The sequence below is a fragment of the Amycolatopsis keratiniphila subsp. keratiniphila genome (assembly GCF_001620365.2).
Taxonomy (GTDB): domain Bacteria; phylum Actinomycetota; class Actinomycetes; order Mycobacteriales; family Pseudonocardiaceae; genus Amycolatopsis; species Amycolatopsis keratiniphila.
This window is the reverse complement of the sequence record NZ_LQMT02000039.1, coordinates 49324-61598: the sequence shown is the minus strand read 5'-3', so window position 1 is coordinate 61598 and position 12275 is coordinate 49324. Positions and strand designations below refer to the sequence as shown.

Below are 12275 nucleotides of genomic sequence, written 5' to 3'. Positions count from 1 at the left end.
ACAGCGCGTAACGCGCTTCGGTGATGGCTGCCTTTACTCACGGGTGAAGGGTATTCGACGCACGTCCGGGTGGTCGATCTCCTCCCGGCTGGTGAGCAGGGGGAAAGACGGCGTGTGCGTTTGCCCGATCAGGCCGGATCGGGCAGGTTGGCGGGATAAAAGGCGGTAAACAGGGGTTTGACCGCGAGCGTTTTGGGTAGTCAGGCTCCCGATACAGCTACTCCGAATGGGTGAGGAGTCTCACCCAGAGGCGGCGGGAGAACCAGCACGCGATGAACCTCTTCGAGTACATCTCGGATCGGTGGGACAGACTCGCCCTCCAAGGGCTCCTCCATGTCAGCGCGGTCGTGCAGTGCACGATCCTGGCCGCCGTCCTCGGCGTGGTGATCGGCGTCGCCGTCTACCGCAGCCCGATCGGGTCGGCCGTCGCCACGGCGCTGGCGAGCACGATCCTCACCGTCCCTTCCTTCGCCCTCCTGGGGCTGCTCATCCCGGTGTTCGGCCTCGGCGCGAACACCACCGTCATCGCGCTCGTGCTCTACGCCTTGCTGCCGATCGTGCGGAACACGATCGTCGGGCTGAGCGGGGTGGATCCGGCGGTCAGCGACGCGGCGCGCGGGATCGGCATGAGCCGGTTCGGCGTGCTGACCAGGGTGGAGCTGCGGCTCGCCTGGCCCGCGATCCTCGCCGGGATGCGGGTCGCGACGCAGATGCTCATGGGTATCGCGGTCATCGCGGCCTACGCCAAGGGCCCGGGCCTCGGCTCCGAGGTCTTCTCCGGCCTCACCAACGCGGGGAGCACGAACTCCCTCAACCAGGCATTGACCGGGACGCTCGGCGTGGTCGTCCTCGCACTGGTCCTCGACGCCGTTTACGTCCTGATCAACCGTTTGACCGTCTCTAGGGGTGTCCGTGGCTGAGTCTCCTGAAACCGTATCCGGCGTCGAGATCGAGCTGGAGAACGTCACGAAGCGCTACCCCGGCACCCGTGAGCCCGCGGTCGACGACTTCTCGATGGTGGTGCCCGCGGGCAAGATCGTGGTCTTCGTCGGCCCGTCCGGCTGCGGCAAGACCACGACCATGCGCATGATCAACCGGCTGATCGAGCCGACGTCGGGCCGTATCACCATCGGCGGCGACGACGCGCTCAAGCTCGACGTCGACACCCTGCGCCGCCGCATCGGCTACGCGATCCAGCAGGCCGGGCTCTTCCCGCATTTCACCGTCGCGCAGAACATCGCCGTGGTGCCCGGGCTGCTCGGCTGGGACAAGAAGAAGGTCAACGACCGGGTCGAAGAGATGATGGACCTGGTCGGGCTGGACCCGGCCGATTTCCGTGACCGGTTCCCGCGTCAGCTGTCCGGTGGGCAGCAGCAGCGCGTCGGCGTCGCACGGGCGCTCGCGGCCGACCCGCCGGTGCTGCTGATGGACGAGCCGTTCGGCGCGGTCGACCCGATCACCCGCGGCAACCTGCAGGACGAACTGCTGCGGCTCCAGACCGACCTGAAGAAGACGATCGTCTTCGTCACCCACGACTTCGACGAGGCCGTGAAGCTCGGCGACAAGATCGCGGTGCTCGGCAACCAGTCGCGGATCCTGCAGTACGACACCCCGGACGCGATCCTCGCGAACCCGGCCGACGACACGGTCGCCGGTTTCGTCGGCGCCGGTGCCTCGCTGAAGCAGCTGACGCTGCTGCGGGTCCGCGACGTCGAGTTGAAGCAGGACGCGCTCACGGCGACGGTGAGCGAATCGCCGTCCGAGGTGCGCGAGAAACTGGTCCAGCAGCGCAAGCATTTCGTGCTGGTGCTCGACCAGCGGCGCCGTCCGATGCGGTGGGTGCACGTCCGCGAGCTGACCACGGCGACGTCGCTGTCCACCGCGGGCAAACCGCTGCGCGACTACGTCAGTCTCCAGTCGACGCTGCAGGACGCGCTCGAAGCCATGCTCGCCGAGGGCGGCAGCGTCCCGGTGACCGGCCCGCGCGGCGAGTACGCCGGGACGATCGAGCTCGACACGGTCATCGCGACGATCCAGCAGCTGCGCGAGGAGCACTCCGACGACAGCCCGGCGGAAGGTGTGACCGCATGACGGCCGTCGATACCGGGTTCTCCACCGAGTCCTCGTCGAGAGGCGCCGAACGGGTCCGCCTGTTCGCCCAGCCCGCCGCGGTGCTGCTGATCGTCGCCGGGGTGCTGATCTGGGTGTTCAGCAGCGAACTGAGCGCGACGGAGAAGGAGACCCTCAACGCCGCCGGGCTGTTCGCCGCGCTGCGCGACCACCTGGCGATGACCGTCGTGGTCACCGCGATCGTGGTCGCCGTCGCGGTGCCGCTCGGCGTGCTCGTCACGCGGCCGTGGGCGAAATGGGCGGCGCCGGTCTTCCTGGCGGTCGCGAACATCGGCCAGGCCGCGCCCGCGCTGGGCGTGCTGGTGCTGTGGTTCATCGTCACCGGCGCCACCGGCGGGCTGTGGGTCGCCGCGCTGCCGCTGGCGTTCTATTCGCTGCTTCCGGTGCTGCGGAACACGATGGTCGGCCTGCAGCAGGTCGACCCGTCGCTGATCGACGCCGGCCGCGGGATCGGCATGTCGGCCTCCGGGGTGCTGTGGCGGGTCGAGTTCCCGCTGGCCATCCCGCTGATCCTGGCCGGCCTCCGGACCTCGCTGGTGCTGGCCGTCGGCACGGCGACCTTCGGCATGTTCGTCAACGCCGGGGGTTTCGGCCTGCTGATCGACACCGGCTACAAGCTCAACCTGACGAAGGTGCTGATCACCGGCTCGGTGCTCGCCGTCGCGCTGGCGCTGCTGGTGGACTGGCTCGGCGCCGTGGCGGAACAGTTCTTCGGACCGAAGGGACTGCGCTGACATGCGACGTCTGAAAGCACTGTTCGGCGCGGTCCTGTTGTGCGGCACGCTTTCCGCGTGCGGGCTCGAGGTCAACACCGCGCTGCCGTACAAGATCGAACCCGGTTCGATCCAGCCCATCGAATCGCTCAAGGGCGTCAAGGTGACGGTGGGCTCGAAGGACTTCACCGAGAACATCATCCTGGGCTACATGGCCGAGATGGCGCTTTCCGCGGCGGGCGCGGACGTCGTCGACCTGACCGACATCAAGGGCTCGAACTCGTCGCGGCAGGCGCTGCTCGCCGGCCAGACCGACGTCACCTGGGAGTACACCGGCACCGGCTGGATCAACTACCAGGGCAACGAACTCCCCGTCCCCGGCGGGGAACAGGCCCAGTACGAAGCCACGAAGGCGGCCGATGAGGCGAAGTTCGGCGTCACCTGGCTGAACTACTCGCCGCTCAACGACCAGTACGCCTTCGCGGTCACCGAGGCCTACGGTGCGGCGAACAACCTGAAGACGACGTCGGATCTGGCGGAGTTCCTGAAGCGGAAGCCGGACCAGAACGTGTTCTGCCTGGAGACCGAATTCACCAGCCGTCAGGACGGTTTCCCCGCCGCCGTGCGGGCGTACGGGTTCCAGAACCCGGTGATCAAGAACTTCGGCATCGGGACGATCTACTCGGCCGTGGCGAGCGGGACCTGCCCGATCGGCGAGATCTTCACGACCGACGGCCGGATCGCCGGGCTGAACCTCCGCGTCCTCGAAGACGACAAGAAGGCGTTCCCGCAGTACAACGCCGTGCCGACGCTGCGGACGGAATTCCTGAACCAGCACCCGGAACTGCGGGGACCGCTGGAAACCGTCGCCGCCGCCCTCGACAACGAGCAGATGATCGAGCTGTGCAAGCAGGTCGACGTCGACGGTCGGGACCAGGGCGAGGTCGCCTACGAATGGATGAAGAAGAAGGGTTTCATCTCTTAGTTCCAGATATGTCATGAAAGGGTCGTTCAGGACATCTTTCGTCCTGAACGACCCTTTCATGACATCCGGTGCGGCTTCAGATCCCCAGCCGGTGCAGCAGCTTCCCCTCCAGCTGGTCCAGCTCCCCGGCCACGGCTCGGTGCGCCGCCTTCCGCCGCGCGGCGGGCATCCGCTCCGAAGCGCGAACGGTCGCCGAAAGCTGCTCCAGCGTCCCCTGGGTGTCCTTCGCGAAGGCCACATCGGCGTCTGTCGCCTTCGCGGACTTCTTCAGCTCCGCGAGCCCCTGCGTCAGCCCCGCGATCCGCGCGTGCAACGCCGCACCGCGTCCGCTGAACTCACCGAGCTGGTCGACGGCGACGCCGAGCTTCTTCGCTTGATAACGGTCGTATAGCTCTCGTGCGGCGCCCGCCGCTCGAACGGCGTACGGCGCGATCACCGGCAGTACGGCCGGTCCGACCACTTTGGCCACCGCGACGGCGTTCTTCGCCTTCTTCGGGGTAAACCTGCCTTCGCCCTCGACGGCTTTGGCCTTGCGCGCCATGGCACCTCCCACGCTGTGTCACTGACGAACTTACTGGTCCCCGATGTGGCGGGCATGTCGGCTTGCCGGTGGCCTTCTAGAGTGTTGTCCGTGAGTAACGAGGTGCTACTGGACGCGGGAGCGGTGAGCCGCTGCCGGCGTCGCGTGCACCTGGAACACGATCCGGCGATGCGCGAGGTCCCGCTCGCCCCGCCCGACCCGGCCGCCCAGCAGCGGATCGCCGACGCGTCGGCGCATCGCGACGCGATCGTGCAGCGGCTCATGGACGCGACCGGCCCCGAGGCGACCTGGGTCAAGATCCCTCGCGACCTCCCGGCCGCCGAGCGCGTGCAGCTGACCGAAGAGGCCTTCGCCGCCGAAGCGCGCTACATCTGGGGAGCGCTGCTCCCGGTGGATCGCGCCGGTCACCGGCGTGGCGGCTCCGAGCTCCTCGTCAACACCGGCGACGGCTACGTGCCGGTGCTGGTCGTGCGGCACCGCATCACCGATCGTGGCGCGGGCGCGCCGACCACCGTGATGACCGACCTCGACCCGGCGAACCGGGTGCCCGACCCGGCGCGAAAGGTCCGCTCGCAGCCGCGGGACCAGATGCGGCTCGCGCACCTCTATCGGATGCTCGAAGCGCTCGGAAAGCACGAAGGACACCGCGCCGTCGGCGGCGTCATCGGTCTCGACGCGGACGTCGTCGTCTGGCACGACCTGTCCGCGGCCACCTGGCCTGGCGGCCGAAGCGCGCTGACGGAGTACCAGAGCCGCTTCGCCGACAGGCTCGCCATCGCGACCGCCGCCGCCGAAGGGGAAGAGGCGCTCGCTGAGCCTTCTCGCGTCCTCGAATGCCGGCGCTGCCCTTGGTGGCCGACGTGCGAGGTCGTGCTCACCGAAACCCGCGACGTCAGCCTGGTCGTCCGCGGCGAGGACGCGATGGAGCTGCGCCGCGCCGGGGTGTCCACAGTGGACAAGCTGGCCGCGCTCGATCCGGCCGACGAGCCCCCGCCGATGAACTGGACCGGCGGCACCTTCGCCGACTCGATCATCCTGGCGCGCGCCTGGCTCGCCGATCTCACGATGGTGCGCAAGGTCGACCGCGTCGAGGTCCCGCGCGGCGACGTCGAGGTCGACGTCGACATGGAGAGCTTCGGTGATTCCGGCGCGTACCTGTGGGGTTCGCTGCTGACCGGCGCCGACATCGGGATGGAGCAGGGCTACCGGGCGTTCGCGACCTGGGAGCCGCTGCCGACCGCCGACGAGGCCCGGTCGTTCGCGGAGTTCTGGGCCTGGTTCACCGAAGTCCGCGAGCGCACGCTCGCCGCCGGCCTGACCTTCCGCGCCTACTGCTACAACGCGCTCGCCGAGAACCGCTGGCTCTTCGGCTCCGCGAGCCGTTTCGGCGAATACCCCGGTGTTCCCAAGAAGGCCGAGATCGCGTCCTTTGTGGACTCCGAGGAGTGGATCGACCTCTTCCGCAGCGTCACCGACCAGTTCCTGTGCTCGCACGGCAAGGGGCTCAAGGTCATCGCACCGGTCGCCGGGTTCGCGTGGCGCGATCCGGAAGCGGGCGGCGAGGCGTCGATGAGGTGGTACCGCGACGCCGTCGGCATGGACGGCGGTGTCCCCGACGACGTCCAGCGGGAGCGTCTCCTGCGCTACAACGAGGACGACGTCCTGGCCACGCACGCGCTGCGGAACTGGATGACCGACCACGCGCAGACGTCCGTGCCGTACATGAACGACCTCTGACCCCGGCTCTTACCGAGCTTGCGATCATTCACGCCCCTGTGGATACTCGTTGACGAGTACTCGTCTACGAGGAGGCGTGGTGAAGCGGCGCAAGGTCGGGAATCTGCTGGCGCTGGCGATCCTGTCCACGCTGAACGAGCGCCCCATGCATCCGTACGAAATGGCCTCGGTCCTGAAGAGCCGCGGCAAGGACCGCGACATGGGGATCAAGTGGGGGTCCTTCTACACGGTCGTCGGCAACCTGCGGAAACACGGCCTCATCGAGGCCGCGGAGAGCGGTCGCGACGGCGCCCGCCCCGAGCGCACGGTGTACCGGATCACCGACGTCGGCCGTGACGAAATGCTCGACTGGCTGCGTGAACTTCTCGCCGAGCTCGCGCCGGAGGAGCCGAAATTCGTCGCCGGGCTGTCGGTGATGGGGTGGCTCGGGCCGGACGAGGTGGTCGCCCTGCTCCGCACCCGGCTGGCGGCACTGGACGAGGACATCGCCTCGACGCGAGCGGAGCTGGCGCGGCTGATCGAGGAGATCCCGCGGTTGGTGCTGCTCGAAACCGAGTACCACCTGGCGATCCGCGTCGCCGAGGCCGAATGGGTCCGCTCGATCCTCGGGGAACTGACTTCCGGTTCGATGCCGGGGCTCGCGCAGTGGCGGGCCTTGGTGGCGGAAAGGGGGAGTACCCGCAGCTGAAAGAGCCCCGGCGAGGTGTTGCAGCACCCCGCCGGGGCGACGATCCCGCAACCGGAACCCGGCCACGAGACGGCACTTCGAGGATAACCGGGCTCCGGGCGAACAACCTGGAGAGACATGTCGAACATCAAGGACAGGAAACGGTTCAAGATCGTGCCGGAGATGGGCGGCGCGCTGGCGCGGAACTACGCCCGGCAGCGCGGCACCGGACCGCAGATCGAAAACTGGCGGCGGCAGGCCCGCGAACTCACCGCGGACCTGCCGGAAGGCGCGAAGATCCTCGAGGTCGCCTTCGGCCCCGGCTACTTCGCCGTCGAACTCGCGCGGCTCGGGTTCTCCGTCACCGGCCTCGACGTCGCGCCGACGTTCGTCGAGATCGCGAGTGGATACGCGCGGACCGAAGGCGTCGAGGTCTCGTTCCGCGAGGGCGATGTCGCGGCGATGCCGTTCGGCGACGAGTCGTTCGACTTCGTCGTGTGCCAGGCGGCGTTCAAGAACTTCGTGTGGCCGGTGAAGGCACTCGACGAGATGTACCGGGTGCTGCGCCCGGGCGGTACGGCCGTGGTGCAGGACATGAACCGGGACTCGACCGAGGGCGACATCGCGCGCGAGGTCGAGAGCATGCGGCTCGGCAAACTGGCCGCTTTGGCGACTCGGCAGACGCTCGGCCAGCTGCGGCGGCGGGCGTACACGCCGGTCGACTTCGGCGGGCTGGTCGCCGAAACCGCGTTCCGGACGGGTGAGATCTCGACGTCGGGCATCAGCCTGGACGTCCGCCTCACCCGCCCCTGAAATGTCATGAAAGGGTCGTTCCTGACATCTTTTGTCAGGAACGACCCTTTCATGACATCGCTCAGCGAGGGGCCATGCGCAGCGAGCCGTCCATCCGGATGACCTCGCCGTTCAGGTAGTCGTGGTCGATCAGCGACAGCGCGAGCTGCGCGTACTCGTCCGGCCGCGCGAGCCGCTTCGGGAACGGCACGCCCTCGGCCAGCGAAGCGCGGAACTCCTCGCTCACCGTCGCCAGCATCGGGGTGTCGACGATGCCCGGCGCGATGGTCAGCACGCGGATCCCGTGCGACGCGAGGTCGCGCGCGGCGGGCAGGGTCATCCCGACGATGCCGCCCTTGGACGACGAGTACGCGACCTGCCCGATCTGGCCGTCGAAGGCGGCGACCGACGCGGTGTTGATGATGACGCCGCGCGCGTTGTCGGCCAGCGGCTCGGTCTTGGCGATGGCCTCGGAGGCCAGCGTCAGCACGTTGAAGGAGCCGATCAGGTTGATCTGGACGACCTTCGCGTACAGGGCGAGGTCGTGCGGGCCCTTCTTCGAAAGGATCCGCGCGGACGGGCCGATCCCGGCGCAGTTCACCACGGTCCGCAGCGGCACCCCGGACTCGGCAGCGGTCGCGACGGCGGCACGCACCTGCTCCGGGTCGGTCACGTCCGCCTCGACGTACGTGATGCCCTCGACCTGCTCGGCGTTCGCGATGGCACCGGCGAGGTCCAGCGCGAAGACCCGCGCGCCCTTCGCGGCGAGCGCCTTCGCGGTCGCGCCGCCGAGCCCGGACGCGCCACCCGTGACGAGCGCCGCGGTATCGGTGATCTGCATGTTCTCCCTTTCGTCGGCAACCGTTCATAGGTTAACGCTCGTTCGCATCGGGCCCGGGTGGGATGGCTCACTACGGGGCGAAGCATGTCGTGAGGAGTATTCGGGCCTGAAGCATTCCGTTCGCTCGGAGGTCAACTCCGGCTGTCACCTTCAGCAGCATGAGCGCTGCTCGGATCGTGGTGGTGGGGACCGGTTACGTCGGATTGACCACGGGGGCCTGCCTGGCCGGCCTGGGGCATCGAGTCACTTGCGTCGATGTCGACCAGGCGAAGGTCGCAAGGCTTTCCGCCGGACGGGTGGACATCCTGGAGCCGGGATTGTCCGAGCTGGTGTCGAGGGGGCTGACCAGCGGGAGACTCGAGTTCGTCGTCGGGGCGCGCGACGCCGTTCGCGACGCCGAGGCCGTTTTCCTTTGTGTGCCAACGCCGATGGGCGCGGGTGGCTCGGCGGACCTGCGGGCCGTCGAAGCCGTGACCGCCGAGATCGGCGACGTCATCCCGCCGGGGTGCGCGCTGATCACCAAATCGACCGTTCCGGTGGGGACGTCGAAGCGCATCCAGGCGATGCTCGGCCGCACGGACGTGCCGGTGGTGTCGAACCCCGAGTTCCTGCGTGAGGGCACCGCGGTCGAGGACTTCCTCGGCCCCGACCGGATCGTCGTCGGCTCGGACGACGTCGCGGCCGCCCGCTGGGTCGGCGATCTCTACGCCGACCTCGCCGCCCCGGTCGTCGTCGCCGACGCGGCCAGCGCGGAACTGGTGAAGTACGCGGCGAACTGCTTCCTCGCGATGAAACTGTCCTATGTGAACTCGATCGCCGAACTGTGCGAACGCCTCGGCGCGGACATCGACCTGGTCACCGAGGGCATGGGCTACGACCGGCGCATCGGCCGCTCGTTCCTCAAACCCGGCCCCGGTTGGGGCGGCTCGTGCCTGCCGAAGGACACCAGCGCGCTGGTGAAGGTCGCCGAGTCGGTGCAGTACGACTTCACGCTGCTCACCTCGGCGATCGAGGAGAACATCGCGCAGCGGGACCGCGTCGTCGCGAAGATCGCCGGCGCCGTCGGCGGCACGCTGGCCGGTTCGCGGATCGGTGTCCTCGGGCTGGCGTTCAAAGCCGGGACGAACGATCTGCGCGACTCGCCCGCCCTCGCGGTCGCTTCCGTGCTGGGCGCGCTCGGCGCGGAACTGACCGCGTACGACCCCGCCGTCGGCGGGCACATCGACGGCATGACCGTGGTCGACGACCCGTACCAGGTCGCGAAGGCCGCCGACGCCGTCGTCGTGCTGACGGAATGGGACGAGTTCAAACGGCTCGACTGGACCTACATGGCCGAGCAGATGGACGGCGATTCGGTCGTCGACACGCGCAATCTCCTCGACCCGCACCAGATCCTGGACGCCGGCCTGTCATGGCAGGGCGTCGGGCGGCCGCGGGCGGCGCTGCGGCGGAAGGTCGCCGTCTCCTGACCCACCTGCCTCCCGCGGGTGTCATGAAAGGGTCGTTCAGGACGAAAAATGTCCTGAACGACCCTTTCATGACACTAGGGAGACGAGCTTGAGCAGCCCGTCCACGACCTCCTCGGCCGTCGGACCGTTCTCCGGGTCGAGCATGTGCTGCAGCATCACGCCCGAATTCAGGGCCGTGGCGACCGCGCCGACCCGGCGTTCGTCCGCCTCGGTGAGGCTGTCCTCGTCGATCCCGAGGATGCCCGCCGCCATCCCCCGGCGGCCTTCGCGCTGCGCGGCGGCGAGCTGTTTGCGCAACTCAGGGTGATGTTCGGACTGCACGAACGCCTCGATCGAGGCGATCCACAGCTGCCGGTTGCGCCCGTACGAGTCGATCATCGCGCGCCAGGAAGCCGCGTACTGCTCGGACGGCGACGCGTCGGGGTCGACGGCGTCCCGCATCTCGACCTGGATCTCCCTGCCCCAGTCGTCCATCGCCTGCGAGAACGCCGTCAGCAACAGGGCTTCTCGCGATCCGAAGTGGTAACCGATCGCCGCGTGGCTGACCCCCGCCGCCGTCGCGATGTCCCGCACGGTCGTGCGTGACCAGCCTTTTTCCTTCAAGCACTGGATGGCGCCCGCCATCAGGTCCTCGCGATTGCCCATGCCCGAGATCCTAGACCACGCGGTTTATCCATCTGGTTTAACCAAGTGGCTTGACCAAGCGTGCAAATCTGCCGTACGGTCGCTCCCAGCACCACGAACCCAGGGAGCAAGCCATGACGACCACCGTTCTGATCTCCGGCGCCGGCATCGCGGGTCCGGCCCTCGCCTTCTGGCTGCGGAAGCGCGGTTTCGTGCCGACCGTCGTCGAACGCGCCCCGGCCCTGCGTGAAGGCGGCAGCGCGGTCGACTTCCGCGGCGAGCAGATGACGCTGCTGAAGCGCATGGGGATCCTCGAGGACATCCGCGCGAAGGAAACCGCGATGGGCGCGCAGGTCATCGTCGACCCGCGGGGCAAGAAGGTCGCCCAGATGCCGTCGGTCTTCTTCAGCGGCGAAGTCGAGATCGAGCGCGGAGATCTGACGCGCATCCTCTACGGCCACACGAAAGACGACGTCGAGTACGTCTTCGGCGACTGGATCACCGGGCTGGACGAGCGCACGGATGGTGTCGACGTCACCTTCGCCCACGGCGAGCCGCGCAGATTCGACCTGGTCGTCGGCGCGGACGGGCTGCACTCGGGTGTGCGGCGGCTGACGTTCGGCGAGGAAGAGCTGTTCCGCACCGATCTCGGCTTCCACACCGCGGGCTTCAACGCGCCCAATCACCTGGATCTGGACCACCTCGGCCAGATCTGCAGCGTCCCCGGCCGGACGGTCATGGTCGCCAGCGGCCGCGATCGCTCGGCGCTCAACGTCAGTTTCGTCTTCGCGTCAGGGGAATTGGAGGTCGACCGACGCGACGTCGAAGCGCAGAAGAAGGCCCTCACCGAGCGCTACGCCGACTTCGGCTGGGAAGTCCCGACGCTGCTGGAGAGCCTCCGCGATACCGACACGCTGTACTTCGATTCGCTCAGCCAGATCCATCTCGACAAGTGGTCGCGGGGCCGGGTCGTCCTGCTCGGTGACGCCGCCTGGTGCGCGGGGCCGGGCGGTTCGGGCACCGGGCTCGCGATGATGGGCGCGTACATCCTGGCGGGGGAACTCGCCGCCGCGCACGGAGACCACGAAGTCGCCTTCGCGCGCTACGAAGAGAAACTGCGTGGTCCGGTGAAGGTCTCGCAGAAGCAGGCGGCAGGCATCGGCACCTTCCTCGCGCCGAAGACGCCGTTCATGGTCGGCTACCGGAACTTCCTGTACCGGATCCTGGGTTCGCGGCCGATGACCAAGGTGTTCACGTGGATCACGTCGCGGGCGGCGAACGCGGCGACGCTGGAAAACTATGACGCTCCGGTGGCCACGCGGGGATAGTTTCGGTGGGTGAGGGAATTTCGGAGGGCCTGTCATGAGGCGGCCCGGTCGACCGGGGGCCGGGCGCTCGAATTCCAGTGCGCGGTCTACCCGCTCAATTTCGAGCAGGCGCTCGTCGCCTATGAAGATCGCACCATCGTGGTGCTACGGCAGGAGTGGAACCTTCTCGCCGCCGCGGAACACCAGCCGACCGGAAACGAGTACTTCCCCAGCTTCGTGCCGTATGGCCGGCCGTCCTTCGTCGACGAACCGGAACTGCTGATGATCGTCTCGCAGATCCTTCCCGGCACCAAGGTGTTCAGCCGGGCTGATCTCGAGGGGCCTCTCGTCCTGGAGGAGTGGCCCTACATGTCCTACTCCGACGTGACGTACTGGAAGCCCGGAAACCTCGGCGAAGCCCTCTTCAACTGCTGGGACTGAAAAAGTAGTTAGCAAAGCGTAGTATCAC

13 protein-coding genes are annotated in these 12275 nt (G+C 68.1%); 10 read left to right on the top strand and 3 right to left on the bottom strand.

What is annotated here, in order from left to right:
• Positions 1-272: 272 nt before the first annotated feature.
• Genes AVR91_RS35635 through AVR91_RS35620 form a run of 4 tightly spaced genes read left to right on the top strand, consistent with a single transcriptional unit; the run spans position 273 to position 3828 of the window.
• Complete coding sequence (locus AVR91_RS35635) at positions 273-920, top strand: ABC transporter permease (protein ID WP_007030477.1); 648 nt, start codon at positions 273-275, stop codon at positions 918-920.
• Positions 907-2091, top strand: a complete 1185-nt coding sequence (locus tag AVR91_RS35630) for an ABC transporter ATP-binding protein (protein ID WP_394329659.1) — start codon at positions 907-909, stop codon at positions 2089-2091. The genes AVR91_RS35635 and AVR91_RS35630 overlap by 14 nt, the downstream gene beginning before the upstream one ends.
• The gene (locus AVR91_RS35625) at positions 2088-2864 is read left to right on the top strand and encodes an ABC transporter permease (protein ID WP_063276759.1); all 777 of its coding nucleotides are present in this window, start codon (positions 2088-2090) and stop codon (positions 2862-2864) included. The genes AVR91_RS35630 and AVR91_RS35625 overlap by 4 nt, the downstream gene beginning before the upstream one ends.
• A gap of 1 nt (position 2865) precedes the next feature.
• Positions 2866-3828: a glycine betaine ABC transporter substrate-binding protein gene (locus tag AVR91_RS35620; RefSeq protein WP_063276760.1), complete on the top strand. Its 963-nt coding sequence runs from the start codon at positions 2866-2868 to the stop codon at positions 3826-3828.
• 76 nt (positions 3829-3904) lie between these two features.
• Here the strand turns inward: AVR91_RS35620 and AVR91_RS35615 are convergent, their stop codons facing one another.
• Positions 3905-4369 (bottom strand): DUF6474 family protein, encoded by a 465-nt coding sequence (locus tag AVR91_RS35615; RefSeq protein ID WP_016330546.1) that lies wholly within the window; start codon positions 4367-4369, stop codon positions 3905-3907.
• Between the two features lie 90 nt (positions 4370-4459).
• Here AVR91_RS35615 and AVR91_RS35610 point away from each other — a divergent pair, with 90 nt between their 5' ends.
• From AVR91_RS35610 to AVR91_RS35600, 3 genes are all read left to right on the top strand, one after another.
• Positions 4460-6106, top strand: a complete 1647-nt coding sequence (locus AVR91_RS35610; RefSeq protein ID WP_394329978.1) for a TM0106 family RecB-like putative nuclease — start codon at positions 4460-4462, stop codon at positions 6104-6106.
• 79 nt (positions 6107-6185) lie between these two features.
• Positions 6186-6794 (top strand): PadR family transcriptional regulator, encoded by a 609-nt coding sequence (locus AVR91_RS35605; protein ID WP_083737886.1) that lies wholly within the window; start codon positions 6186-6188, stop codon positions 6792-6794.
• A 117-nt stretch (positions 6795-6911) separates the two neighbouring features.
• The gene (locus tag AVR91_RS35600; RefSeq protein ID WP_063276763.1) at positions 6912-7586 is read left to right on the top strand and encodes a class I SAM-dependent methyltransferase; all 675 of its coding nucleotides are present in this window, start codon (positions 6912-6914) and stop codon (positions 7584-7586) included.
• A 61-nt stretch (positions 7587-7647) separates the two neighbouring features.
• On the opposite strand, the gene AVR91_RS35595 is transcribed toward AVR91_RS35600, so the two are convergent.
• Positions 7648-8406, bottom strand: a complete 759-nt coding sequence (locus AVR91_RS35595; protein WP_016330550.1) for an SDR family NAD(P)-dependent oxidoreductase — start codon at positions 8404-8406, stop codon at positions 7648-7650.
• A gap of 158 nt (positions 8407-8564) precedes the next feature.
• Between AVR91_RS35595 and AVR91_RS35590 the strand changes: the two genes are divergently transcribed.
• Positions 8565-9875: a UDP-glucose dehydrogenase family protein gene (locus AVR91_RS35590; protein ID WP_076153336.1), complete on the top strand. Its 1311-nt coding sequence runs from the start codon at positions 8565-8567 to the stop codon at positions 9873-9875.
• A gap of 66 nt (positions 9876-9941) precedes the next feature.
• Here AVR91_RS35590 and AVR91_RS35585 read toward each other — a convergent pair whose 3' ends face one another.
• Entirely contained in the window at positions 9942-10520 is a 579-nt protein-coding gene (locus AVR91_RS35585; protein ID WP_063276764.1) for a TetR/AcrR family transcriptional regulator, read from the bottom strand.
• A gap of 113 nt (positions 10521-10633) precedes the next feature.
• Between AVR91_RS35585 and AVR91_RS35580 the strand changes: the two genes are divergently transcribed.
• Positions 10634-11827, top strand: a complete 1194-nt coding sequence (locus tag AVR91_RS35580) for an FAD-dependent monooxygenase (RefSeq protein ID WP_063276765.1) — start codon at positions 10634-10636, stop codon at positions 11825-11827.
• Between the two features lie 9 nt (positions 11828-11836).
• A complete protein-coding gene (locus AVR91_RS35575; protein ID WP_063276766.1) occupies positions 11837-12247 on the top strand; it encodes a hypothetical protein in 411 nt (136 codons plus the stop codon).
• Positions 12248-12275 lie beyond the last annotated feature (28 nt).

What these genes read in the sequence shown, in the direction of transcription:
- AVR91_RS35635 (WP_007030477.1), top strand. Translation starts at nt 273, where the DNA reads ATGAACCTCTTCGAGTACATCTCGGATCGGTGGGACAGACTCGCCCTC.
- AVR91_RS35625 (WP_063276759.1), top strand. Translation starts at nt 2,088, where the DNA reads ATGACGGCCGTCGATACCGGGTTCTCCACCGAGTCCTCGTCGAGAGGC.
- AVR91_RS35620 (WP_063276760.1), top strand. Translation starts at nt 2,866, where the DNA reads ATGCGACGTCTGAAAGCACTGTTCGGCGCGGTCCTGTTGTGCGGCACG.
- AVR91_RS35615 (WP_016330546.1), bottom strand. Translation starts at nt 4,369, where the DNA reads ATGGCGCGCAAGGCCAAAGCCGTCGAGGGCGAAGGCAGGTTTACCCCG.
- AVR91_RS35600 (WP_063276763.1), top strand. Translation starts at nt 6,912, where the DNA reads ATGTCGAACATCAAGGACAGGAAACGGTTCAAGATCGTGCCGGAGATG.
- AVR91_RS35595 (WP_016330550.1), bottom strand. Translation starts at nt 8,406, where the DNA reads ATGCAGATCACCGATACCGCGGCGCTCGTCACGGGTGGCGCGTCCGGG.
- AVR91_RS35590 (WP_076153336.1), top strand. Translation starts at nt 8,565, where the DNA reads ATGAGCGCTGCTCGGATCGTGGTGGTGGGGACCGGTTACGTCGGATTG.
- AVR91_RS35585 (WP_063276764.1), bottom strand. Translation starts at nt 10,520, where the DNA reads ATGGGCAATCGCGAGGACCTGATGGCGGGCGCCATCCAGTGCTTGAAG.
- AVR91_RS35580 (WP_063276765.1), top strand. Translation starts at nt 10,634, where the DNA reads ATGACGACCACCGTTCTGATCTCCGGCGCCGGCATCGCGGGTCCGGCC.